Here is a 23974-nt window from a genome sequence, read left to right as displayed (position 1 = left end):
CACAGCGGAACATCATCCATGCCACTGAGCCATCGCCCCGTCCGCCCTGCCGACATCGCCACGCTCTGCAACTTGCCTCAAGGCCCGGACGAACTGTTCTATATGTTCCCCAAAGCCACCTACCCGCTCACTCCCGAGCAACTGAGTGAAGCCATCGCCCAGCGCAGCGGCTCTACGGTGATCGAAATTGACGGGGCGGTCGCTGGCTTCGCCAATTTCTACAAGGCCGAACACGGCGGTATATGCGCACTGGGTAATGTGGTTGTAGCCCCAACTGCGCGGGGTCAGGGCGTGGCGCGCTACCTTGTGCAACGCATGATCGCCCTGGCTCGCGAGGAGTTCGCGGCGCGAGAGGTCTGGGTGTCGTGTTTCAATCACAACACCGCAGGGCTGCTGCTTTATCCTCAGCTGGGTTTTGTGCCGTTTGGGATTGAGGAGCGGCAAGCGCGGGATGGAAGCCGGGTAGCGCTGGTGCAGATGAAGCAGGTGTTGAGCTGAGCTTGATGTGGTCTACGGCTGTTCGGTGTGGTCTGGATTGGGCTGCGTTGCAGCCCATCGCGGGGCAAGCCCGCTCCCACGTTGGTAATGGCTAAAACATCAGGTCCCTTCTTAAGGCTATCCAGAAAAACCACGTAACACCCTGCGACGAATCCCACCGAACCTTGCCCCTCCCGCGACGTCGGAACCTGCATCCCCCGCATCGAGGTTCCCCCACGTGAAAGCCCTCCTCGCCCGCAAATACCGCCTGGTGGTCAAGACCTTCGGCTACATCGGCTGGTCGCTGTTCTGGCTGCTGATCTGGGATGTGCTGGTCACCATCGACTTCATGCTGTTCTTCAACAGCAAGTTCAGCCTGCCGCTGATCCCGCTCACCCTGCTGGGCTCGGCGCTGGTGGTGCTGGTGAGCTTTCGCAACAGCAGCGCCTACAACCGCTGGTGGGAGGCGCGCACGCTGTGGGGCGCGCTGGTGAACAGTTCGCGCAGCTTCGCCCGGCAGGTGCTGACGCTGGTCGACGACCCGGCCGACGGGCCGAACCCGGTGAAGGCGACCTTGCTGCGTCGGCATATCGCCTACGTGAACTGCCTGGCGGCGCACCTCAAGGGCGAGAAATGCCCGGATGAGCTGATGGCCTTCATACCGCCCGGGGAGTTCGAGCGGCGCAATCGTTCGAACAACTTCGCCAACGATATCCTCGGCGGCTCGGCGGCCTTGCTGGCCCAGGAGTACCAGGCCGGGCGACTGGACAGCATTCGCCTGGCGCGGCTGGAATCGACCCTGGTGGACATGTCCAACGCCCAGGGCGGGATGGAGCGGATCGCCAATACGCCGCTGCCCTACCCTTATGTGTACTTCCCGCGGCTGTTCATCACACTGTTCTGCCTGATCGTGCCGGTGGGGCTAGTGGAGTCGCTGGGCTGGTTCACGCCGCTGGCCTCGACGGTGGTCGGCTTCATGCTGCTGGCCATCGAGCGGATCGGCACGGACTTGCAGAGCCCGTTCCGCTTCAGTGAGCACCAGATTCCAATGGACACGATCTGCGAGACGATCGAACGCAACCTGGAGTCGATGCAGCGGGAGGCGCAATGTGGGGCGTTGGTGCATTGAGTGGATCGATACGCCTTTTCAATCTATTCAAGGTTTTTGCAGGTGAAAAATTTGATCGCATATTGGCTGCCAGGTGCCAGACGATAGCCTTGCAGCGCCTATGAGATCGAGCGCCGCCCGCGCGGCGCATCGCGACGCAAGGCCGCTCCTACATTTGTTGCAACGTGCCGAACCTGTCAGGCCATGGTTGCCCGCCTTGGCACATGTCTTGAGACAGGTGAGGCGCCAGTGATGCCCACACTGAAACCGCGTCGGACCAACAAGGCGTACCAGGTGATGGCACAGGATTGACTGGCCCGAAACAGATGTAGGAGCGGCCTTGCGTCGCGATGCGCCGCGCGGGCGGCGCTCGATCTCAAAGACGCTGCAGAAATCTCGCCGAACACCCCAACGCCCCCACCGCTCTTAAGCCTACCCCCGCCGGACATACTCCCGACAATCCTCCCAACCGATCCCGCTCTGGGCCGTGTGCTGCAACAGCCACTCCAGCGCCGGCTGCGTCTTGGGCTGATTGTCGCGGAACTGGATCACCCCCTTGCGCCACAGCAGCATCAGCGTCAGCACCCGCTGTGCCGAGGCTTCGGCGGTCAGCGGTCCGTCATCCTGGGCGTCGATGTCCCACAACGATACCCGCAACTGCTGGCTGTCCATGAATGCCTCGCCATCGGCGCGGCGCTGGCCGTAGGGCGGGCGGAACAACGGCACATACTGCTCCGCCAGGTCGGCCTGGACCCGCGCCTGGCTACGCCGCAGCGAGTCCTGCCAGTCCTGCCACTGGGCGTGGGAGCGGTACTCCCAACCCTGGATACCCACGCACTGGCCGGCATACAGCTCATTCACCGGGCCTGCGTCGCGCCGTTGCTGCAGGCGATTGCCGAGCACGAAGAAAATCCCGTCGAGCTTCTGCCGCCGCAGGTAGTCGGCCATCACATCGGTGCTGCCGCCCTGGGGCCCCGGGCCGCCGACGAAGGTCAGGAGGAACATCCGGTCGTTGAGCTCCTCGCCATTGCGCTCGCGGTTGGACAGCTTGGCCACCTCGCTGGTGGTCTGCGGGAACAGCGCGGCCTTGCGCAACTGTTCATCCAGGTATCGAGTGTGGAACTGATGACTGGGCTCGACCCATCCAGTATAGAACGTGCCGACATCCTCGGCGAAAACGGCGGCCTGCGTGCGCAGATCAGCCATTGATTCGACCGGATAGCAGAACGAGGCATCCTGCTCGCAACTCTTCTGCGCCTGTTGATAACTTGTCCACAGGCGCTGCCACAGACGTGCCCGTACGGCCCGCACGACGGGCAGGTTGATCTGGCGCAAGCCGAGCCGGGTCTTGAGCGCCTGCTCATCGAGCATCTCGCTTTCGTGCAGCACCCGGGCGAACGACAGGATCTCCGCCCGCGACGCCACGTCGAACAGCGTCGGGCTGTCCAACTGCTCAGGCCACAGCTCACGGTCGAAACTGACGAAATCCGCCGGGGCCGCCTGCGCGCCCAGGCTGAGCAGCCCGGCTAACAGGGCAAACGCGATACGCACGATGAGCAATCTCCTTGAAGGCATGGCGCGCACTATAGCGCGACCGCCCGCGGTTTAATGTGGCGATGTTCGGTGACTATCGTCGCCATAGTTTGGCGTTGTGCTGGCGGCCCCGTAGAATTCGCCCGACGATTCCAGGAGCCGAACCGATGCTGACGGTGATTTCCCCCGCCAAGACCCTCGACTACGACACCCCGCCGGTAACCCAGCGCCACACCCTGCCCCAGTACCTGGACGATTCCCAGGAACTGATCGTGCAACTGCGCGAACTGGCGCCGGCGCAGATCGCCGAGCTGATGCACCTCTCCGACAAGCTCGCCGGCCTCAACGCCGCACGCTTCGGCAGCTGGACCCCGGACTTCACTCCGGCCAACGCCAAGCAGGCGCTGCTGGCGTTCAAGGGTGACGTGTACACCGGGCTTGACGCCGAGAGCCTGGGCGAGGACGACTTCAGCTACGCCCAGGACCACCTGCGCATGCTCTCGGGCCTGTACGGCCTGCTGCGCCCGCTGGACCTGATGCAACCCTACCGCCTGGAAATGGGCACCAAGCTGACCAATGCCCGCGGCAAGGACCTGTATGCCTTCTGGGGCACGCGCATCAGCGAATGGCTGAACCAGGCCCTGGCCGACCAGGGTGATGACGTGCTGCTGAACCTGGCCAGCAACGAATACTTCAGCGCGGTGAAGAAGAGCGCGTTGAAGGCGCGGGTGATCGATGTCGACTTCAAGGACCTGAAGAACGGCCAGTACAAGATCATCAGCTTCTACGCCAAGAAGGCCCGCGGGATGATGAGCCGCTTCGTGATCCAGGAGCGGATCAACGATCCGGAGCAGCTCAAGCGCTTTGATGTGCAGGGTTACTACTACAGCGCCGAGCAGTCGAAGCCGGATCATCTGGTGTTCCTGCGCGATCACGCTGAGGGCTGATGGCCCCGGGGGCGCTTTGCGCCCCTTTCGCGGCACAAGGCCGCTCCTACAGGGACCGCGCTGTTCTCTGTAGGAGCGGCCTTGAACTGGCCTAATGATTTTGGACACCTTCATCGGGCGCTATGATGGCGCCCAATTGGAGGCAAAATCAGTGCGTAAATCTTATTCAAGAGAATACAAAGTCCAAGCTGCCGAAATGGTGCTGGACGGTGGGCAGTCAGTTCCTGAGGTCTGTGCCGCCCTTGGGCTGGGCTCTACCGCGCTTCGCCGCTGGGTTGATCAGGTGCGTGAAGAGAGAGCCGGTAAGGTTCCGGCTGGAGCCAAAGCGATCACACCCGAGCAGCAACGAATTGAAGAACTCGAAGCGCTGGTTCGGCAAAAGGATCGGGATATCGAAATCCTAAAAAAGGCCAGTGCTCTCCTGCTTCGGGACTCCAAAGATCGTTCTCGCTGATCAACGAGCTGAGTGAGCAATACCCTGTTGTCGACTGCTGCCGCGTGCTTGGGGTTAAGCGCAGCAGTTTCTATGCGTGGCGCAAACGGCAAGGACGTGAAAACCCGGCAAGAGATGCGCTACGCCTGCTGGTAATCAAGCACTTCAACGCATCGCGAAGTGCTTCTGGCTCGCGAACCCTGGCGCAGGAATTGCGGCATGACGGCCATGAAATCGGACGATACAAGGTGCGTGCGCTAATGCGCGAAGCTGGCCTGAAGTGCAAGCAGCGCAGGCCGCACCGCTATCGGTCATCAGGGGCAGAAGCGTTGATCGCCGAGAATCAGCTGAAGCGCAATTTCAAGGTTTCGGCGATCAATGAGGTTTGGTGTGGCGATGTGACCTATATCCAGGTTGGCAGGCGCTGGCTGTACCTAGCCGCCGTGATTGACCTCTATGCCCGTCGCGTAGTGGGTTGGGCATTCTCGATGATTGCAGATGCCAACTTAGCTTGTAACGCCCTGCGCATGGCCGCTGAATCGCGGGGTAGGCCGGCGGGCGTAATGTTTCATTCAGACCAGGGCTGTCAGTACACCAGCCATAAATTCAGAGCCGCGCTCGATGAGTACAACTTGAACCAGAGCATGAGCCATCGAGGCCAATGCTGGGATAACGCTGCCATGGAGCGATTCTTCGGAGCATTGAAATCAGAATGGGTGCCGGCAGAGGGTTACGAGACCGAAGCGCAGGCACGAGTGGATATCCAGGCTTATCTGATGCGCTACAACCTCAAGCGCCTCCACAGCTACAACGGCTATGAAACGCCAGTAGCCATGGAGGAAAAGCTCAAGGCAGCGGCATGAACCTTAACCGGTGTCCAAAATTACTTGACCAGTTCACCTTGTGCTGCGAAGCAGCCCCATCCCACCCTTGCCCTGCAACGGGGCACGCTTTCACCCTCGAATTCGCCAAATAACAGACGCCAAAAAACCAACCACCCTATCCTTATTGCAAAACGCCATAAGACCGTTCGTAGTTTTTTGACGAAAATTGAAAAAAATTTTCGCATGCTGGCCTATAACCATCCCCCTGCGATTTCGCCCTTTATATACGGGGACGAAACTGCCGTGTGCTATCAGATTGAAAGTATTTCCCTCTGAAAAAATATTTAGAAATCTTTCATCGTGACGAAACCGCCCCCGGAACTTCTGCCAAGGGAGATGGCTCATAGCACCCGTAACGAGTTTCAAGCGCCCGGCGTGAGAAATGACTTACAGATGACAAAGGGCCGCCATTCTCAACCGGCCCAAAAAACTTCAACGGCGGTACAGGAAGTGCCAAAAGCCATGATCCATGCAGGAGAAAAGCGCCCCTAAAATTCGTCCTAGTGGTTGATTTCAAAGGATTTATCCACTTGAAAAAACAAGCACAGCACTTCACCAACGGTGAATTGCAATAAAGACGGCTGCATTTCAGGGCACGCCTTTTTAAATACTGGCCTTTGACTGCCAACTTTGAGTGCATAACTTTTTGCGCTCCGGATTTATTCATGCCTGCGTTCGGTGAAGTGTCAATTCGCCATGGATCCGTGCGCCCGAATACTGCTGGTCAATCAACCCGGTCGGCTCTTCGCTGAAGGGCTGGCGTGATAAACACACGAGGTGAATGCGATGCGTATCAGCATCTTTGGTTTGGGTTATGTGGGTGCAGTCTGTGCAGGTTGCCTGTCGGCACGAGGCCATGAAGTGATTGGTGTGGACGTTTCCAGCACCAAGATCGACCTGATCAACAAGGGCAAGTCGCCCATCGTCGAACCGGGCCTCGAAGAGCTGCTGCAACAAGGCATCGCCAACGGCCGCCTGCGCGGCACCACCGACTTCGCCGAAGCCATCCGCGCCAGCGACGTGTCGATGATCTGCGTCGGCACGCCAAGCAAGAAAAACGGCGACCTGGGCCTGGAATACATCGAGTCGGTGTGCCGCGAGATCGGCTACGTGCTGCGCGACAAGGCCAGCCGTCACACCGTGGTGGTGCGCAGCACCGTGCTGCCGGGCACCGTGAAGAACGTGGTCATTCCGATTCTGGAAGACTGTTCGGGCAAGAAGGCCGGTGTCGACTTCGGCGTCGCGGTCAACCCGGAGTTCCTGCGCGAAAGCACCGCGATCAAGGACTACGACCAGCCGCCGATGACCGTCATCGGCGAACTGGACAGCGCCAGCGGCGACGTGCTGCAGGCCCTGTACGAAGAACTCGACGCGCCGATCATCCGCAAGCCGGTCGAAGTGGCCGAGATGATCAAGTACACCTGCAACGTCTGGCACGCGACCAAGGTCACCTTCGCCAACGAGATCGGCAACATCGCCAAGGCCGTCGGCGTCGATGGTCGCGAGGTGATGGACGTGGTCTGCCAGGACAAGGCGCTGAACCTGTCGCAGTACTACATGCGCCCGGGCTTCGCCTTCGGTGGCTCGTGCCTGCCCAAGGACGTGCGCGCCCTCACCTACCGCGCCGCCAGCCTCGACGTGCGCGCGCCGCTGCTCGACTCGCTGATGCGCAGCAACGAATCCCAGGTGCAGAACGCCTTCGACATCATCGAGAGCCACGACAAGCGCAAGGTCGCCCTGCTCGGCCTTTCGTTCAAGGCCGGCACCGACGACCTGCGCGAAAGCCCGCTGGTGGAGCTGGCCGAACGCCTGATCGGCAAGGGCTACCAGCTCGACATCTACGACCAGAACGTCGAGTACGCCCGTGTCCACGGCGCCAACAAGGACTACATCGAGTCGAAGATCCCCCACGTCTCCTCCTTGCTCAACGCCAACTTCGAGCAGGTGGTGGACAACGCCGAGATCATCATCCTGGGCAACCGTGACGAGCAGTTCCGCGCCCTGGCCCAGCAGGCACCGGAAGGCAAGCAGGTGATCGACCTGGTCGGCTTCATGAGCAAGCCGACCTGCGCCACCAGCCGCACCGAAGGTATCTGCTGGTAAACCCGGCCGGGCGGCGCGTCCCTCCCCAGCGCGCCGCCCGCCCTCCCCCGAATTCTCGACGGATGCCGAACATGCAAAGGTTCCAGACCATGCTGCTGCAATGCGCCGGCTGGCTGCTCTACATGAGCCTGCTCATGCTGATCGCCCTGGCCCTGCCCAGCGATATCTTCGACTCGCAGTCGAAGCACTTCATCTTCCTGGTCGGTGCCGTCGGCATCTGGCGCTACTCCATGGGCGCCACCCATTTCATCCGCGGCATGATCTTCCTGTACATCGTCTACCCCTACCTGCGCCGCAAGGTGCAGAACCTCGGCAAGGACGCCGACCCGTCGCACGTGTACCTGATGGTCACCAGCTTTCGCATCGAGGCACTGACAACCGCCCAGGTGTACAGCTCGGTAATCCGCGAGGCGATCGACTGCGGCTTCCCCACCACCGTGGTCTGCTCGCTGGTGGAGAAGTCCGACGAGTTGCTGGTGAAAAGCCTGTGGGCCAAGTACAACCCGCCGTCCCACGTGACCCTCGACATCGTGCGTATCGCCGGCACCGGCAAGCGTGACGGCCTGGCCTATGGTTTCCGCGCCATCTCGCGGATGCTGCCGGATGAAAACGCCGTGGTGGCGGTGATCGACGGCGACACCGTGCTGGCCGAGGGCGTGGTGCGCAAGACCGTGCCATGGTTCCGCCTGTACCCCAACGTCGGTGGCCTGACCACCAACGAGTTCTGCGAAGTGCGCGGCGGCTACATCATGAGCGAGTGGCACAAGCTGCGCTTCGCCCAGCGCCACATCAACATGTGCTCCATGGCCCTGTCCAAGCGCGTGCTGACCATGACCGGGCGCATGTCGATGTTCCGCGCAAGCGTAGTGACCAACCCCGAGTTCATCGCCGACGTCGAAAGCGACTCGCTGATGCACTGGCGCCTGGGCCGCTTCAAGTTCCTCACCGGCGACGACAAGTCCAGCTGGTTCAGCCTGATGCGCCTGGGCTACGACACCTTCTACGTGCCCGATGCCGCGATCAACACGGTCGAGCACCCGCCAGAGAAGAGCTTCGTCAAGGCCAGCCGCAAGCTGATGTACCGCTGGTACGGCAACAACCTGCGGCAGAACTCCCGCGCCCTGGGCCTGGGTCTCAAGCGCCTGGGGCTGTTCACCAGCATCGTGCTGCTCGACCAGCGCGTGTCGATGTGGACCAGCCTGCTGGGCCTGACCGTGGCGGTGATCGCCAGCTTCAAGTTCGGCCTGCAGTTCCTGCTGGTGTACCTGCTGTGGATCGGCATCACCCGCCTGATCCTCACCATCATGCTGCTGTGCTCGGGTCACAACGTCGGCCCGGCCTACCCGCTGATCCTCTATTACAACCAGATCGTCGGCGCGGTGATGAAGATCTACGTGTTCTTCCGCCTCGACAGGCAGTCCTGGACCCGCCAGCCCACTGCCCTCAAACGCGACCTCGCAAGTTTTCAACAATGGTTCAACACCTGGTCCTCGCGGACCATGACCTTCTCGGCCGCGAGCATCTTCGTCGCCGTGCTGTTCATGGTCGTGTGAGCCCCCGGATCGGACAACAGGAACGAATATCGCCATGAATACCGCCGTGAACGTCAATGTCGTGCATGAATCCGAAGCGCAGCGCCAGCACGCCCGGGTGCGCATCCCCGCCAAGCTGCGCTACCTGGACGGCAACCGCGAAGCGCACGAGGTGAAGGTTGACGACCTGTCCGCCGGGGGCCTGTCCTTCCACGCCAAGAAGCCTCTGCCTGAAGGCGAAGTGCTGCGCGGTCGCCTGCAGTTCGTGGTCGACAACCTCGGCCTGTCGATGGACGTCGAACTGCTGGTGCGCACCAGCAGCCGCGAGACCGCCCGCACCGGCGCCGAGTTCCAGAACCTCGAGCCGCGCGACATCGCCACCCTGCGCCACATCATCACCAGCCACCTGTCCGGCGAGCTGATCAGCGTCGGCGACGTGCTCAGTACCCTGCAGCGCGACAACTTCACCAAGGCGCGCAAGCACAAGGACGGAGGCTCGGGCCTTTCCGCCTTTGGCCGCCTGCGCGCGGTCAGCGTGACCGCCGGGGTGTTCGTGGTCGGCCTGGTGGCCTTCGGCTTCGTCGCCAAGTCGCTGTACGGCCTGTACTTCGTCAGCCATGCCGAGGCCGGCGTGGTCGCGGTGCCCACCACCAACGTCACCATGCCCCGCGACGGCAGTCTGCAGAGCCTGGTGGAAAGCGGCGCGAGCGTGGCCAAGGGCGCACCGCTGGCGACCTTCAACACCAGCATGCTCGACCTGCTCAAGGGCCACCTGGACGACTCGCAGCTGGAGCCGGCCAAGGTCGAGGAGCTGTTCGGCAAGCAGCTCTCCGGCACCCTCACCAGCCCGTGCGACTGCGTGGTCTCGCGCCAGCTGGTGGATGACGGCCAGTACGCCAGCAAGGGCCAGCCGGTGTTCGCGCTGATCCCGCGCACCAGCGTCCCGACCATCGAGGCGCGCTTCAGCTATCGCCAGTTCGACGAAGTGAAGCCGGGTACCCGGGTCAACTTCCAGATCGCCGGCGAGGACGAAGTGCGCACCGGGCGGATCACCGGCAGCTCGAGCCTGGACACCGACAACCTGGCCTCCGACATCCGCGTGCAGATCAAGCCCGACGGCGGCCTGCCGGCCGAGCTCGCCGGGCGCCCGGCCGCGGTCAACAGCGACCGTGGCCCGTCGCTGAACTGGCTGATCGACAAGGCCGTGGCCCGTGGGTTGTAAGAGGACTTGGTCATGAACCGCATGCGAACAAGAAATCACGTGGGAGCGAGCTTGCCTCGCGATGGTGCCGGCACTGCCACCGCCAATCGCGGGTCTAGCCCGCTCCCACGGGCGGTATCCTTGCTGGCCCTGGCCATCACCCTGGCCGGCTGCGCCGGCCTGCCCGACCAGCGCCTGGCCAATGAAGCGCTCAAGCGCGGCGACACCGCCACCGCCGAGCGCAACTACAAGGCCCTGGCCGACCTCGGCTACAGCGATGCCCAGGTAGGCCTGGCCGATATCCAGGTCGCCACCCGCGACCCGGCGAAACTCAAGGAGGCCGAAGCCACCTACCGCGCCGCCGCCGCCACCTCGCCCCGTGCCCAGGCGCGTCTCGGCCGCCTGCTGGTGGCCAAGCCCGACAGCACCCAGGCCGAACGCGAGGAGGCCGAAACCCTGCTCAAGCACGCCGCACAACAGGGCGAAAGCAACACCCTGATCCCGCTGGCGATGCTCTACCTGCAGTACCCGCAGAGCTTCCCCAAGGTCAACGCCCAGCAGCAGATCGACCAGTGGCGCGCCGCCGGCAACCCCGAGGCGGGCCTTGCCCAGGTCCTGCTGTACCGCACCCAGGGCACCTACGACCAGCACCTGGGCGATGTGGAGAAGATCTGCAAGGCGGCACTGACCAGCACCGACATCTGTTACGTCGAGCTGGCCACCGTCTACCAGAAACGCGCCCAGCCCGACCAGCAGGCCGCCCTGCTTGAACAACTGAAAGCCGCCCATGCCCGTGGCGCCGTGCCGGCCACCCGGGTCGACAGCGTCGCCCGGGTGCTGGCCGACCGCAGCCTCGGCCAGACCGACGAGAAGACCGCCAAGGACCTGCTCGAGCACATCGCCCCGGCCAACCCGGCCTCGTGGGTGAGCCTGGCGCAACTGCTCTACGACTTCCCCGAGCTGGGCGACACAGACCAGTTGATGGCCTACATCGACAAGGGCCGCGAGGCCGAGCAACCCCGCGCCGAACTGCTGCTGGGCCGCCTCTACTACGAAGGCAAGACCGTGCCCGCCGACGCGCAGAAGGCCCAGGAGCACCTGCAGGCCGCCGCCGACGCCGGCGAGGTCAGCGCCGACTACTACCTCGGCCAGCTCTACCGCCGTGGCTACCTGGGCCAGGTCGAGCCGCAGAAAGCCGTGGACCACCTGCTCGCCGCCGCCCGCGGCGGCCAGAACAGCGCCGACTACGCCCTGGCCCAGCTGTTCAGCGAAGGCCACGGCATCCGCCCGGCACCGACCAATGCCTGGGTGTTCGCCCAGCTGTCACAGGTCAACCCGACCCCGCAGTCGACCGAACTGCTGCAACAGCTCGACCAGCAGCTCACGCCCGACCAGCGCAACCAGGCGCAGGACCTGCTGGCGCAGGAGAAGCGGGCACGCGGCAGCATGACCCAGGGCGCCAACAGCACCCTGGCCATCGAAGCACTGCAGGACGAGAAAGACGACGTAGACGCCGAGGATTCGCTATGACGCTCAACCCCTTCGTGAAAGCCGGCATCGGCCTGGGCTTCGCCCTGCTGTGGTCGATGCCGACCCTGGCGGCGGAAACCGCGCAGAAGAACTTCGGCCTCGACGTGAAGATCACCGGCCAGACCGAGGACGACCGCGACCTGGGCACCCGCTCCGGCGGCGACGTCAACGGCCTGGGCCTGGACCTGCGACCCTGGGTGTACGGTGAGCGCGGCCACTGGAGCGCCTTCGCCATGGGCCAGGCGGTGGCCGCCACCGACATCATCGAGACCGACACTCTGCGCCAGAACGACGACGGCACCACCAGCGACAACGGCGACGACAGCCGCAAGCCGGACAAGAGCTACCTGGCCATGCGCGAGTTCTGGATCGGCTACAGCGGCCTGACCCCCTACCCCGGCGAGCAGCTGCGCTTCGGCCGCCAGCGCCTGCGCAGCGACGACGGCATGTGGCGCGACACCAACATCGAGGCGCTGAACTGGACCTTCGACACCACCCTGCTCAAGGCCGACCTGGGCGTGGCCCAGCGCTTCAGCGAATACCGCACCGACCTCACCGAGCTGGCCCCGGAGGACAAGGACCGCACCCACGTCTATGGCAACGTCGCCACGCAGTGGACACCCGGCCACTGGGTCGGCCTGCGCGCCCACCACACTCATGACGGCGGCAGCCTGAAAAGCCCAGGCGAAACCGTCGACGCCCTCGACAAGACTCGCACGGGCGATCTCACCTGGCTGGGCCTGGAAGCCAACAGCGATGCCTACAACTGGCGCAACGACCACACCGTCAACTACTGGGGCAGCGTCACCTGGCTGACCGGCGATCGCGACACCCTCAGCAGCCAGGCGGTGGGCAACGACCAGGTCGCCACCGGCAAGCAGAGCGGCGACGTCAACGCCTGGGCCACCGACCTCGGCATCCGCCTGCGCCTGGACCCGCAATGGCAGGTCGGCGCGGCCTATGCCCGGGGCAGCGGCGGTGGCGGCAGCGACGGTTCGAACAACTTCGAGCAGACCGGCCTTGAGAGCAACCGCTCCAACTTCACCGGCACCCGCTCGCGGGTGCACCGCTTCGGCGAAGCGTTCCGCGGCGAGCTGGGCAACCTGCAGGCCGCCACCCTGTTCGCCTCCTGGCAGCTGCGCGACGACTACGACGCCAGCTTCATCTACCACAAGTTCTGGCGCGTCGACGGCAAGCAGAACATCGGCTCCAGTGGCATCAACGCGGTGGTCGACGACGGCGGCATCAACCGTCCGCTGGTGCAGGGTGAGAAAGACCTCGGCCAGGAGATGGACGTGGTCGTCACCAAGTACTTCAAGCAAGGCCTGCTGCCGGCCTCGATCAGCCAGTCGATCGACGAGCCGTCGGCCCTGGTGCGCCTGCGCGCCGGCGTGTTCAAGCCGGGCGACGCCTATGGCAAAGAGGCCGACTCGTACATGCACCGCGCCTTCGTCGACGTGATCTGGCGCTACTGAGGCCGGGAGAGGATTTGACATGAACCTGCACCCGAACCTTCGCCACAGCCTGCTGGCCAGCGCCCTGCTGCTGGCCGCAGGCCTGGCCCAGGCCGCCGAGCCGGAAATGGCCAAGGGGCTGCAACAGGCCAAGACCTACACCGTTGCCAGTGCGCCGATCGAGCCACTGCTGATGGACCCGCCCAAGCTGCCCGACCTCTCCGGCTACACCGCCGAAGCCGTGCAGAAGAAGATCGACCGCCGCCACAAGGGCAAGGTCAGCGTGCGCCGCATGCTCCAGGAGGACACCCTCAAGGAGTTCATCGGCGGCGACAATAAGGGCGCTGAGTGGGTGCGGCGCCAGCACGGCATTCCCCAGGCGATCTTCGTCGATGACGGGCATGTCGACCTGGTGGAACTGAGCAAAAAGGTGTCCGACCAGTACCTGCGCGAGACCGCGCCGGGGGTCTACCTCGCCCGCCTGCCGATCGTGGTCGGGCGCAAGGGCGTGCTGGAGATCGACGGCAAGGTCAAGGAGCTGCGCCTGTCCGAAGAGGCCGGCTCGTTCATCGTCAACGACGGCAAGCTGTTCGTCAGCGATACCCGGGTGACCGGCTGGCGCGAGCAGGCCAACGGCCCGGCAACCTTCCGCAAGCCCGATGAATTCCGCCCGTTCCTGCTCAGCTGGGGCGGCACCGAGACCTATATCGTCAACAGCAAGATGGCCAGCTTCGGCTACGCCAAGTCCAAGTCGTACGGCGTGAGCATCTCGCAGTACACGCCGAACATGGCCAAGCAGATGGGCCGCCCGGAACCCACCGGCTGGATCATCGGCTCCGAGTTCAGCGACATGTGGTACGGCTTCTACTGCTACGAGACCCAGGACTTCGTGATCAAGGACTCGACCTACCGCGACAACATCGTCTACGGCATCGACCCCCACGACCGTTCGCACCGCCTGATCATCGCCGGCAACACCGTGTACGGCACCAAGAAGAAGCACGGGATCATCGTTTCGCGCGAGGTCAACGACAGCTGGATCATCAACAACAAGAGCTACGACAACAAGCTCTCGGGCGTGGTGATCGACCGCAACAGCGTCAACAACCTGATCGCCTACAACGAGATCTACCGCAACCATACCGACGGCATCACCCTGTACGAGAGCGGCGACAACCTGATCTGGGGCAACAAGCTGATCAACAACCGCCGCCACGGCATCCGCGTGCGCAACAGCGTGAACATCCGCCTGTACGAGAACGTCGCCATGGCCAACGGTCTGGTGGGCGTGTACGGACACATCAAGGACCTCTCCGACACCGACCGCGACATCGCCCTCGACCCGTTCGACACCAAGGTGTCGCTGATCGTGGTCGGCGGCGAGCTGGCGGCCAACGGCTCCGGCCCGCTGTCGATCGATTCGCCCCTGTCGGTGGAGCTGTACAAGGTGTCGATGCTGATGCCGCGCAAGGCCAACGGCATCAGCTTCAACGGCGTGCTCGGCGAGCGCCAGGACGAAATCCTCGACCTGCTGGTGCGCCAGCAGAAGGCCGTGCTGATCGACCCGGTCGAACGCCAGACCGAAATGATCGACTAAGGAAGCCCAGACCATGACTCCACACCTGATGAAACTGCTGGGCCTGTCCGCCGCCCTCCTGGCCATCAGCCAGGGCGTGCGCGCCGACGAGGTCAAGGCGCCGACCTTCAGCGCCGAGCCCTGCTGCCAGCTGTGCCCCGAAGCCCACGACGCCAGCCGCTACACCACGCGCTACCAGCAGAACTTCACCACTCTGGTGCAGGCCCAGGGCGACTGGCTGTTCCGTACCCGCGAAGACCTGCGCACCGAATTCGACACCACCCCGGGCGGCTACAAGCGCCTGCAGCAGGTGCACGACGCGTTCAAGAAGCGCGGCGTCGAGCTGGTGGTGGTGTACCAGCCGACTCGCGGCCTGGTGAACCGCAACATGCTCAACCCCGAAGAGAAGGCCGCCTTCGATTACCAGAAGGCACTGCGCAACTACCAGGCCATGCTCCAGCGCTTCGCCAAGATGGGCTACAACGTGCCCGACCTGTCGCCGCTGACCAACGAGCAATTGGCCGCGGCCGACCAGGGCAAGGACTTCTACTTCCGCGGCGACCAGCACTGGACGCCCTACGGCGCCGAGCGCGCGGCGAAAATCGTCGCCGACACCGTGCACCAGATGCCGGCCTTCGAAGGCATCCCGCGCAAGGAATTCGAGACCAGGAAGTCCGGACGCATGGGCAAGACCGGCACCCTGCACAACGTCGCCGGCCAGCTGTGCGGCACCAGCTACGCGGTGCAGTACATGGACCAGTTCGCCACCGAGCCCAAGGGCGGCGCCAGCGGCGGCGACGACCTGTTCGGTGATTCGGGCAACGCGCAGATCACCTTGGTGGGCACCAGCCACAGCGGCAAGAACTACAACTTCTCGGGCTTCCTCGAGCAGTACATTGGCGCCGATGTGCTCAACGTCGCCTTCCCCGGGGGCGGTCTGGAAGGTTCGATGATCCAGTACCTGGGCAGCGAGGAGTTCCAGAACAACCCGCCGAAGATCCTGGTCTGGGAGTTCTCCCCGCTCTACCGCCTCGACCAGGAAACCATCTGGCGGCAGATCCTCGGCCTGCTCGACGACGGCTGCGACGACCGTCCCGCGCAGATGAGCGCCAGCGCCACCCTCAAGCCCGGCAAGAACGAGCTGATGGTCAACGGCAAGAATGGCGTGATCAAGGACCTGGTCAACCGCAACCACCAGCTCGACATCAAGTTCGAGGACACCTCGGTGAAAGTGCTGCAGGCCACTCTGTGGTACCTCAACGGCCGCCACGAGGACATCAAGATCGAGAAGCCCGAGACCTCCGACACCGATGGACGCTTCGTCTTCCAGATGCGCGAGGACGAAGACTGGGCAGGCCAGAACCTGCTCGCCCTGGAGGTCCAGGGGCCGGAAAGCGGCACGCAGAAAGTCGAAGCCAAACTCTGCAAACGCAACAACTTCGCCAGCCCCGCGCAGCACACCGCGCAGGCCGGCCAGTGAGGCAAGCATGACTTCCATCCACCGCAAGACCGCACCCGCTTTGCTCGCCCTCGCCCTGTTCGGCGGTGCGGCGCAGGCCGCGCTGGTACCGCCCCAGGGTTACTACGAGGGCATCGAGAAACTCAAGACCGGCGACGGCAATTTCCGCTGCGAGGCCGCACCCAAGCCCTATACCGGCGCGCTGGTGTTCCGCAGCAAGTACGAAGGCTCGGACAAGGCCCGGGCGACGCTCAATGCCGCCTCGGAAAAAGCCTTTCGCAAATCCACCGAGGACATCACCACCCTCGAGAAGGGCGTGAGCAAGATGGTCGGCCAGTACATGCGCGATGGCCGCCCGGCGCAACTGGACTGCGCACTGACCTGGCTCGACACCTGGGCGCGCGCCGATGCGCTGATGTCCACCGATTACAACCACACCGGCAAGTCCATGCGCAAATGGGCGCTGGGCAGCATGAGCGGGTCGTGGCTGCGCCTGAAGTTCTCCAACTCGCAGCCACTGGCGGCGCACCGGGCCGAGGCCGAGCAGATCGAGAAATGGTTCGTGCGCCTGGCCCGGCAGACCGTGCGTGACTGGAGCGACCTGCCGCTGGAGAAGATCAACAACCACAGCTACTGGGCGGCCTGGTCGGTGATGGCCACCGCGGTGGCCACCGACCGCCAGGACCTCTTCGACTGGGCGGTGAAGGAATACAAGGTCGGCGCCAACCAGGTCGATGAGCAGGGCTTTTTGCCCAACGAGCTCAAGCGCCGCCAGCGTGCCCTGGCCTACCACAACTACGCCCTGCCGCCGCTGGCGATGATCGCCAGCTTCGCCCAGGCCAACGGCGTGGACCTGCGCAAGGAAAACAACTTCGCCCTGCAACGCCTCGGCGAAGGCGTGCTGGCCGGTGCCCGCGATCCTGTTCATTTCAACACCCGCGCCGGCGTGAAGCAGGACCTGAAGGATTTGAAGATCGACAGCAAGTACGCCTGGCTCGAGCCGTGGTGCGCGCTGTACCAGTGCGTCGGCGACACCCTCGAGCGCAAGCATGACATGCAGCCGTTCAACAGCTTCAGGCTGGGTGGGGATGTGACCCGGGTCTATGACCCGGGCGCAGAGAGCAAGAAATAGGTGTCGCCTGTATTGGGGCCGCTTCGCGGCCCATCGCGACACAAGGCCGCTCCTACAGGGACGGCGCTGATCCTGTAGGAGCGGCCTTGTGTCGCGAAACGAGGGCGAAGCCCTCGCCAGCAATGGTTTAGGCAACAAAGGTTTCCCCTGCATTTTCGCGGGGGGTTTGGGGGGCGCTGTGCCCCGGATGCTGTGAACAACAAGGAGAACCGGGATGGTCTTCTCGTCCAACGTGTTCCTGTTCCTGTTCCTGCCGGTTTTCCTCGGCTTGTACTACGTGAGCGGGAACCGCTATCGCAACCTGCTGCTGCTGGTTGCCAGCTACATCTTCTACGCCTGGTGGCGGGTGGACTTCCTCGCCCTGTTCGCCGGGGTCACCCTGTGGAACTACTGGATCGGCCTGAAGGTCGGCGCCGCCGGCGTGCGCACCAAGCCCGCGCAGCGCTGGCTGCTGCTCGGCGTGGGTGTCGACCTGTGCATCCTCGGCTACTTCAAGTACGCCAACTTCGGCGTCGACAGCCTCAACGCGATCATGACCTCGATGGGGCTGGAGCCGTTCATCCTCACCCACGTGCTGCTGCCGATCGGCATCTCGTTCTACATCTTCGAGTCGATCAGCTACATCATCGACGTGTACCGCGGCGACACCCCGGCCACCCGCAACCTGATCGACTTCGCCGCCTTCGTGGCGATCTTCCCGCACCTGATCGCCGGCCCCGTGCTGCGCTTCAAGGACCTGGTCGACCAGTTCAACAACCGCACCCACACCCTGGACAAGTTCTCTGAAGGCTGCACCCGCTTCATGCAGGGCTTCATCAAGAAAGTGTTCATCGCCGACACCCTGGCGGTGGTCGCCGACCACTGCTTCGCCCTGGAGAACCCCACCACCGGTGACGCCTGGCTCGGCGCGCTGGCGTACACCGCGCAGCTGTACTTCGACTTTTCCGGCTACAGCGACATGGCCATCGGCCTGGGCCTGATGATGGGCTTTCGCTTCATGGAGAACTTCAAGCAACCCTACATCAGCCAGTCGATCACCGAGTTCTGGCGGCGCTGGCACATCAGCCTGTCGACCTGGCTGCGCGACTACCTGTACATCACCCTGGGCGGCAACCGCAAAGGCACCTTCAACACCTACCGCAACCTGTTCCTGACCATGCTGCTGGGCGGGCTGTGGCACGGCGCCAACTTCACCTACATCATCTGGGGCGCCTGGCACGGCATGTGGCTGGCGATCGAACGGGCGCTGGGCCTGGACACCAACCCGCAGCGTTTCAACCCGGTGAAATGGGCCTTCACGTTCCTGCTGGTGGTGGTCGGCTGGGTGATCTTCCGCGCCGAGAACCTGCACGTGGCGGCACGCATGTACGGCGCCATGTTCAGCTTCGGCGACTGGCAGCTGTCGGAGCTCAACCGCGCCAACCTCACCGGCCTGCAGGTGGCCACGCTGATCGTCGCCTACCTGACCCTGGCGTTCTTCGGCCTGCGCGACTTCTACCGCAACGCAACGCCAGCACCCAAGGCCACCCCGGTGCAGGTCAACGCCGACGGCTCGGTGGGCCTGGACTGGACGCGGATCATGACCCGCGCCCTGATCCTGCTGCTGTTCACCGCCTCGGTGCTCAAGCTCTCGGCGCAGAGCTACTCACCGTTCCTCTACTTCCAGTTCTGAGGCCCCGATCATGAACCGGACACTTCGCATCACCTATTCGCTGTCGTTCATGGGCCTGCTGGTCGGCCTGGGCGTGGCCTCGCTCGGCGGGCTGGAAAGCTTCAACCGCACAGGGCAGATGACCTTGCTCGACGGCAAGCTGGCCAAGGCCGCCGAGACCCACTACGACGAGCAGTTCCCGATCAAGCGTCTGGGCACCAACCTGTGGGCCGCGCTGGACTTCAAGCTGTTCAACGAAGGCCGTCCCGGCGTGGTGCTGGGCCGCGACCAGTGGCTGTTCAGCGACGAGGAGTTCAAGCCCACCGCCGGCGCCGAGCAGCTGATGCAGGACAACCTGGCGTTGGTGCGCGGCATCCGCGACGCCCTGCAACGCCACGGCAGCCAGCTGGTGCTGGCGATCGTGCCGGCCAAGGCGCGCCTGTACGCCGAGTACATCGGCAAGGAGACGCCGGCCAGCCTGCACGACGAGCTGTTCAACCGCTTCCACGCCCAGGCGCGCCAGGCCAATGTGTTCGCCCCCGACCTGCTGGCGCCGCTGGAGCAGGCCAAGGCCCGCGGCCAGGTGTTCCTGCGTACCGACACCCACTGGACGCCGATGGGCGCCGAGGTGGTCGCGCAGTCCATCGCCGAGGCAGTCAGCCGCCAGAACCTGCTCGACGGCGAACCCCAGGCGTTCATCACCGAGGCCGGCGCCACCGCGCCGTACAAGGGCGACCTGACCAACTTCCTGCCGCTGGATCCGCTGTTCAGCAACCTGTTGCCGACTCCGGACAACCTGCAGCAGCGCAAGACTCACCCGGTGCAGGCCGAAGGCGATGACGCGCTGTTCGCCGACAACCGGATCCCGGTGGCGCTGGTGGGCACCAGCTACAGCGCCAACCCGCACTGGAACTTCCTCGGCGCCCTGCAGCAGGCGTTGCGCAGCGACGTCGCCAATTACGCCGAGGACGGCCATGGCCCGCTGCTGCCGATGCTCAAGTACCTGCAAAGCGACGCTTTCAAGAACGCCCCGCCACAGGTCGTGGTGTGGGAATTCCCCGAACGGTATCTGCCAATGAAGAACGACCTCAGCGCTTTCGATCCGCAGTGGATCGCGCAGCTGAAGAACTCCCGTCAATCCGAAGAAAACCTGGCCCTGTCGTCCAATCGGACGGACCACTGAAGATAGAGAGGAATACGCACATGACCACCAAGACTTCCATTGCCAAAGCCCTCACCCTCGCCGCCGGCCTGTCCCTGGCCTCGCTGCAGGCCTTCGCCGGCGCCGATGCCGCCCTCTATGGTCCGAGCGCGCCGAAGGGCTCGACCTTCGTGCGCCTGTACAACGCCGCCGGCAGCCCCGCTGCCGCGTCGGTCGGCAACACCCAGATCAAGCAGGTCGGCGCCCAGGCCAGCAGCGACTTCAGCTTCCTGCCCGGCGGTGACTACACCGCCCAGGTCGGCGGCAAGAGCGTCCCGGTGAAACTCGCCGCCGACAAGTACTACACCCTGGTCAACAGCGCCAGCGGCAACCCTCAGCTGATCGAGGAACCGCCGTTCAAGAACAAGCAGAAGGCCCTGGTGCGGGTACAGAACCTCAGCGACCAGTCGCTGACCCTGAAGACCGCCGACGGCAAGACCGAAGTGGTCAGCCCCGTGGCCGCCAAGGGCCGTGGCGAGCGCGAGATCAATCCGGTCAAGGTCAACCTGGCCCTGTATCAAGGCGACAAGAAAGTCGGCGACGTCAAACCCGTCGCCCTGGCGCGCGGCGAAGCCGCCGTGCTGTACGTCACCGGCAGCGGCAGCAGCCTGTCGCCGGTGTGGGTCACCCGTCCCGTAGCCACCAACTGATTCCTGCCCCTTACGACCTTATTGGAGAAACATCATGATCCCGGTAATTCTTTCTGGCGGTAGCGGTTCGCGTCTGTGGCCTCTGTCGCGCAAGCAGTTCCCCAAGCAGTTCCTGGCCCTGACCGGCGAGCACACCTTGTTCCAGCAGACCATCCAGCGCCTGGTGTTCGACGGCATGGACACCCCCATCGTGGTCTGCAACAAGGACCACAAGTTCATCGTCCAGGAGCAGCTGAACGCGCTGAAGCTGGAAACCCAGGCCATCCTCATGGAGCCGTTCGGCCGCAACACCGCGCCGGCGGTGGCCATGACCGCAATGAAACTGGTCAACGAAGGCCGTGACGAGCTGATGCTGGTACTGCCGGCCGACCATGTGATCGAGGACCAGAAGGCCCTGCAGCGCGCCCTGGCCCTGGCCACCGTGGCCGCCGAACGCGGCGAGATGGTGCTGTTCGGCGTGCCGGCGACCAAACCCGAGACCGGCTACGGCTACATCCGCTCGAGCCAGGACGCGCTGCTGCCCGAAGGCGTGGCGCGGGTCGCGCAGTTCGTCGAGAAACCCGACGAGAAGCGCGCCAACGAGTTCGTCCGCGCCGGCGGCTACTTCTGGAACAGCGGCATGTTCCTGTTCCGCGCCAGCCGCTTCCTCGAAGAGCTGAAAAAGCACGACCCGGACATCTACGACACCTGCCTGCTGGCCCTGGAACGCAGCCAGGAGGACGCCGATGCGCTGAGCATCGACGAAGCCACCTTCGCCTGCTGCCCGGACAACTCCATCGACTACGCGGTGATGGAAAAGACCCAGCGCGCCTGCGTGGTACCGCTGTCGGCCGGCTGGAGCGACGTCGGCTGCTGGTCGTCGCTGTGGGACGTGCACGAGAAGGACGCCGACGGCAACGTCACCAAGGGCGACGTGGTGGTGCAGGACAGCCGCAACTGCATGATCCACGGCAACGGCAAGCTGGTGTCGGTGATCGGCCTTGAGAACATCGTGGTGGTCGAGACCAAGGACGCCATGATGATCGCCCACAAGGACAAGGTTCAGGGGGTCAAGCAGCTGGTCAACACCCTCGACGCCCAGGGCCGCACGGAAACCCAGAACCACCTGGAGGTGTACCGCCCGTGGGGCTCGTACGATTCGGTGGACATGGGCGGGCGCTTCCAGGTCAAGCACATCACCGTCAAGCCCGGCGCCAGCCTGTCGCTGCAGATGCACCACCACCGCGCCGAGCACTGGATCGTGGTGTCCGGCACCGCCGAGGTGACCTGCGACGAGAACGTGTTCCTGCTCACCGAGAACCAGTCCACCTATATCCCCATCGCCTCGGTGCACCGCCTGCGCAACCCGGGCAAGATCCCGCTGGAGATCATCGAGGTGCAGTCCGGGAGCTACCTGGGCGAGGATGATATCGAGCGCTTCGAGGATGTGTATGGGCGGACTTCGACGCCGGTGGAACGTGGGGTTTCGGTGAAGACCATCGCGCAGTAAAACGTTGGAACCGCTTCGCGGCACAAGGCCGCTCCTACAGGAGGTTGCGTTCCCTCTGTAGGAGCGGCCTTGTGCCGCGAAAGGAGGGCAAAGCCCTCCCGCTTTTGAGCCAATCCCCATTTCCCGCTACGATGACCGAACCCCCGCCACCAAGGCCTGCCCCACCATGATCATCGGCGCCCTGCTCGTCCTCACCTGGCTGGTCCTGCTGCTGCGCTACCCGGCCAAGGCCCTGCCGATTTCCATGGCCGCCGTTTGTGGCCTGGGGCTGGTGGCGCTCTACGTGGTCTGGCAGGACACCCGCGAAGCCTCGCAACTGGCCCGCCTCGATATCCGCCTGGCCTACGCCCCCGAGCAGTGCCCCGCCGACCGCGTCCTGCAGGTGCGCATGAAGAACGGCAACAAGGCCCCGCTCAGCGAACTGCGCTGGCGCGTCGGCGCCTATGCGCCTGGCGATACCGTGAACCTGGCCGAGAACACCTACGCCGCCCCGCGCTATCGTGGCCCCGGCGAATTGCAGCCGGGCGCCGAATGGAGCGATTGCCTGCCATTGCCGCCACTGCGCTCAGGTTATCGGCCACAAACCCTGGAGTTTCGTGCCGAGCATCTGCAAGGTACATTCGCCAATTGAGCCCGCCTCATCGCGGGGCAAGCCCGCTCCCACGCCAGCCACCCAAGGTTCGTGGGAGCGGGCTTGCCCCGCGATGAGGCCGGTAGCCATGACACCCATGTCCAACTGAACACAGGCCCGCCCCATGCCCACCGTCCTGATCACCGGTTGTTCCAGCGGCATCGGCCGCGCCCTGGCCGACGCCTTCCGCGATGCCGGCCATGAAGTCTGGGCCACCGCCCGCAAGGCACAGGATGTCGAACAACTGGCCGCTGCCGGCTTCAATGCCCGGCAACTGGATGTGAACGACGCCAAAGCCCTCGCCCGCCTGGCCGAAGAACTGCAAAGCCTTGACATCCTGATCAACAACGCCGGCTACGGCGCCATGGGCCCACTGCTCGACGGTGGCGTCGAGGCCATGCGCCAGCAGTTCGAGACCAATGTCTTCGCTCTGGTTGGCGTGACCCAGGCGCTGTTCCCGCTGCTGCGCCGCTCACGCGGTTTGGTCGTGAACATCGGCAGCGTTTCAGGCGTGCTGGTGACGCCCTTCGCCGGTGCCTACTGTGCCTCCAAGGCCGCCGTGCACGGGCTGAGCGATGCCCTGCGCCTGGAGCTGGCGCCTTTCGGGATCAGGGTCATGGAGGTGCAGCCGGGCGCGATCGCCTCGCAGTTCGCCAGCAATGCGCAGCAGCAGGCCGAACAGGTACTGGCGAGCGGATCGCCGTGGTGGCCGTTGCGTGAGCAGGTGCAGGCGCGGGCTCGGGCGTCGCAGGATCGGCCGACGTCGGCGGCGGTGTTCGCGCAAGGATTGCTGGCGGCGACGCGCAAGTTGCCTGTGCCTGCGCTGGTGCGTATCGGCAATGGCAGCACGGCCTTGCCGTTGATGGCCCGCCTGTTGCCACAGCGCCTGCTGGATTGGGTGTTGCGCAAGCGCTTCGGTTTGTTGCGACCGCTCTGACGTCATCGCGGGGCAAGTCGCATCGGCGCACCGCCGCTCCCACGCA

At 64.1% G+C, this 23974-nt stretch carries 20 protein-coding genes; 19 read left to right on the top strand and 1 reads right to left on the bottom strand.

What is annotated here, in order from left to right; genetic code table 11:
• The first annotated feature begins 18 nt into the window (after nucleotides 1–18).
• Together ACZ899_RS23765 and ACZ899_RS23760 are read left to right on the top strand one after the other, a co-directional pair.
• On the top strand, nucleotides 19–498 hold the full coding sequence (locus tag ACZ899_RS23765; protein ID WP_234560423.1) for a GNAT family N-acetyltransferase: 480 nt from the start codon (nucleotides 19–21) through the stop codon (nucleotides 496–498).
• Nucleotides 499–715: 217 nt separating this feature from the next.
• A complete protein-coding gene (locus ACZ899_RS23760) occupies nucleotides 716–1606 on the top strand; it encodes a bestrophin family protein (protein WP_234560424.1) in 891 nt (296 codons plus the stop codon).
• Between the two features lie 411 nt (nucleotides 1607–2017).
• On the opposite strand, the gene ACZ899_RS23755 is transcribed toward ACZ899_RS23760, so the two are convergent.
• Nucleotides 2018–3136, bottom strand: a complete 1119-nt coding sequence (locus ACZ899_RS23755; protein WP_234560425.1) for a polysaccharide deacetylase family protein — start codon at nucleotides 3134–3136, stop codon at nucleotides 2018–2020.
• Between the two features lie 149 nt (nucleotides 3137–3285).
• Between ACZ899_RS23755 and yaaA the strand changes: the two genes are divergently transcribed.
• From yaaA to ACZ899_RS23670, 17 genes are all read left to right on the top strand, one after another.
• Entirely contained in the window at nucleotides 3286–4065 is a 780-nt protein-coding gene (gene yaaA / locus ACZ899_RS23750) for a peroxide stress protein YaaA (protein ID WP_234560426.1), read from the top strand.
• Nucleotides 4066–4159: 94 nt separating this feature from the next.
• The gene (locus ACZ899_RS23745) at nucleotides 4160–4519 is read left to right on the top strand and encodes a transposase (RefSeq protein ID WP_485627829.1); all 360 of its coding nucleotides are present in this window, start codon (nucleotides 4160–4162) and stop codon (nucleotides 4517–4519) included.
• Nucleotides 4516–5361 carry an IS3 family transposase gene (locus ACZ899_RS23740; RefSeq protein WP_485628017.1) on the top strand — a complete coding sequence of 282 codons (846 nt, stop codon included), beginning with the start codon at nucleotides 4516–4518 and terminating at the stop codon, nucleotides 5359–5361. Before ACZ899_RS23745 ends, ACZ899_RS23740 begins: the two co-directional genes overlap by 4 nt.
• A gap of 807 nt (nucleotides 5362–6168) precedes the next feature.
• On the top strand, nucleotides 6169–7485 hold the full coding sequence (locus ACZ899_RS23735; protein ID WP_050704345.1) for a nucleotide sugar dehydrogenase: 1317 nt from the start codon (nucleotides 6169–6171) through the stop codon (nucleotides 7483–7485).
• A gap of 71 nt (nucleotides 7486–7556) precedes the next feature.
• Nucleotides 7557–9038: a glycosyltransferase family 2 protein gene (locus ACZ899_RS23730; protein ID WP_234561609.1), complete on the top strand. Its 1482-nt coding sequence runs from the start codon at nucleotides 7557–7559 to the stop codon at nucleotides 9036–9038.
• Between the two features lie 34 nt (nucleotides 9039–9072).
• Nucleotides 9073–10239: an alginate biosynthesis protein Alg44 gene (locus ACZ899_RS23725; RefSeq protein ID WP_234561610.1), complete on the top strand. Its 1167-nt coding sequence runs from the start codon at nucleotides 9073–9075 to the stop codon at nucleotides 10237–10239.
• 12 nt (nucleotides 10240–10251) lie between these two features.
• Nucleotides 10252–11748, top strand: coding sequence for an alginate biosynthesis TPR repeat lipoprotein AlgK (gene algK, locus ACZ899_RS23720; RefSeq protein ID WP_234561611.1), 1497 nt, complete (start codon nucleotides 10252–10254; stop codon nucleotides 11746–11748).
• Complete coding sequence (locus ACZ899_RS23715; RefSeq protein WP_234561612.1) at nucleotides 11745–13223, top strand: alginate export family protein; 1479 nt, start codon at nucleotides 11745–11747, stop codon at nucleotides 13221–13223. Before algK ends, ACZ899_RS23715 begins: the two co-directional genes overlap by 4 nt.
• A gap of 19 nt (nucleotides 13224–13242) precedes the next feature.
• Entirely contained in the window at nucleotides 13243–14799 is a 1557-nt protein-coding gene (gene algG / locus ACZ899_RS23710) for a mannuronan 5-epimerase AlgG (RefSeq protein ID WP_234561613.1), read from the top strand.
• A 13-nt stretch (nucleotides 14800–14812) separates the two neighbouring features.
• Nucleotides 14813–16258, top strand: coding sequence for an alginate O-acetyltransferase (locus ACZ899_RS23705; RefSeq protein WP_203650669.1), 1446 nt, complete (start codon nucleotides 14813–14815; stop codon nucleotides 16256–16258).
• A 7-nt stretch (nucleotides 16259–16265) separates the two neighbouring features.
• Complete coding sequence (locus tag ACZ899_RS23700) at nucleotides 16266–17369, top strand: mannuronate-specific alginate lyase (RefSeq protein ID WP_232855684.1); 1104 nt, start codon at nucleotides 16266–16268, stop codon at nucleotides 17367–17369.
• 214 nt (nucleotides 17370–17583) lie between these two features.
• Complete coding sequence (locus tag ACZ899_RS23695) at nucleotides 17584–19041, top strand: MBOAT family O-acyltransferase (protein ID WP_234561614.1); 1458 nt, start codon at nucleotides 17584–17586, stop codon at nucleotides 19039–19041.
• A gap of 10 nt (nucleotides 19042–19051) precedes the next feature.
• Nucleotides 19052–20203, top strand: a complete 1152-nt coding sequence (locus ACZ899_RS23690) for an alginate O-acetyltransferase (RefSeq protein WP_234561615.1) — start codon at nucleotides 19052–19054, stop codon at nucleotides 20201–20203.
• 20 nt (nucleotides 20204–20223) lie between these two features.
• The gene (locus tag ACZ899_RS23685; protein WP_203650648.1) at nucleotides 20224–20871 is read left to right on the top strand and encodes an alginate O-acetyltransferase AlgF; all 648 of its coding nucleotides are present in this window, start codon (nucleotides 20224–20226) and stop codon (nucleotides 20869–20871) included.
• Between the two features lie 34 nt (nucleotides 20872–20905).
• Nucleotides 20906–22360, top strand: a complete 1455-nt coding sequence (locus ACZ899_RS23680) for a mannose-1-phosphate guanylyltransferase/mannose-6-phosphate isomerase (RefSeq protein WP_203650646.1) — start codon at nucleotides 20906–20908, stop codon at nucleotides 22358–22360.
• Nucleotides 22361–22526: 166 nt separating this feature from the next.
• Entirely contained in the window at nucleotides 22527–22991 is a 465-nt protein-coding gene (locus tag ACZ899_RS23675; protein WP_203650644.1) for a multidrug transporter, read from the top strand.
• A 124-nt stretch (nucleotides 22992–23115) separates the two neighbouring features.
• On the top strand, nucleotides 23116–23928 hold the full coding sequence (locus ACZ899_RS23670) for an SDR family oxidoreductase (protein WP_234561616.1): 813 nt from the start codon (nucleotides 23116–23118) through the stop codon (nucleotides 23926–23928).
• The last annotated feature ends 46 nt before the right edge of the window (nucleotides 23929–23974 follow it).

Source organism: Pseudomonas sp. TE31087 (genome assembly GCF_057284075.1).
The sequence above is the reverse complement of the archived record's forward strand: the minus strand, read 5'-3'. Positions and strand labels throughout refer to the sequence as shown.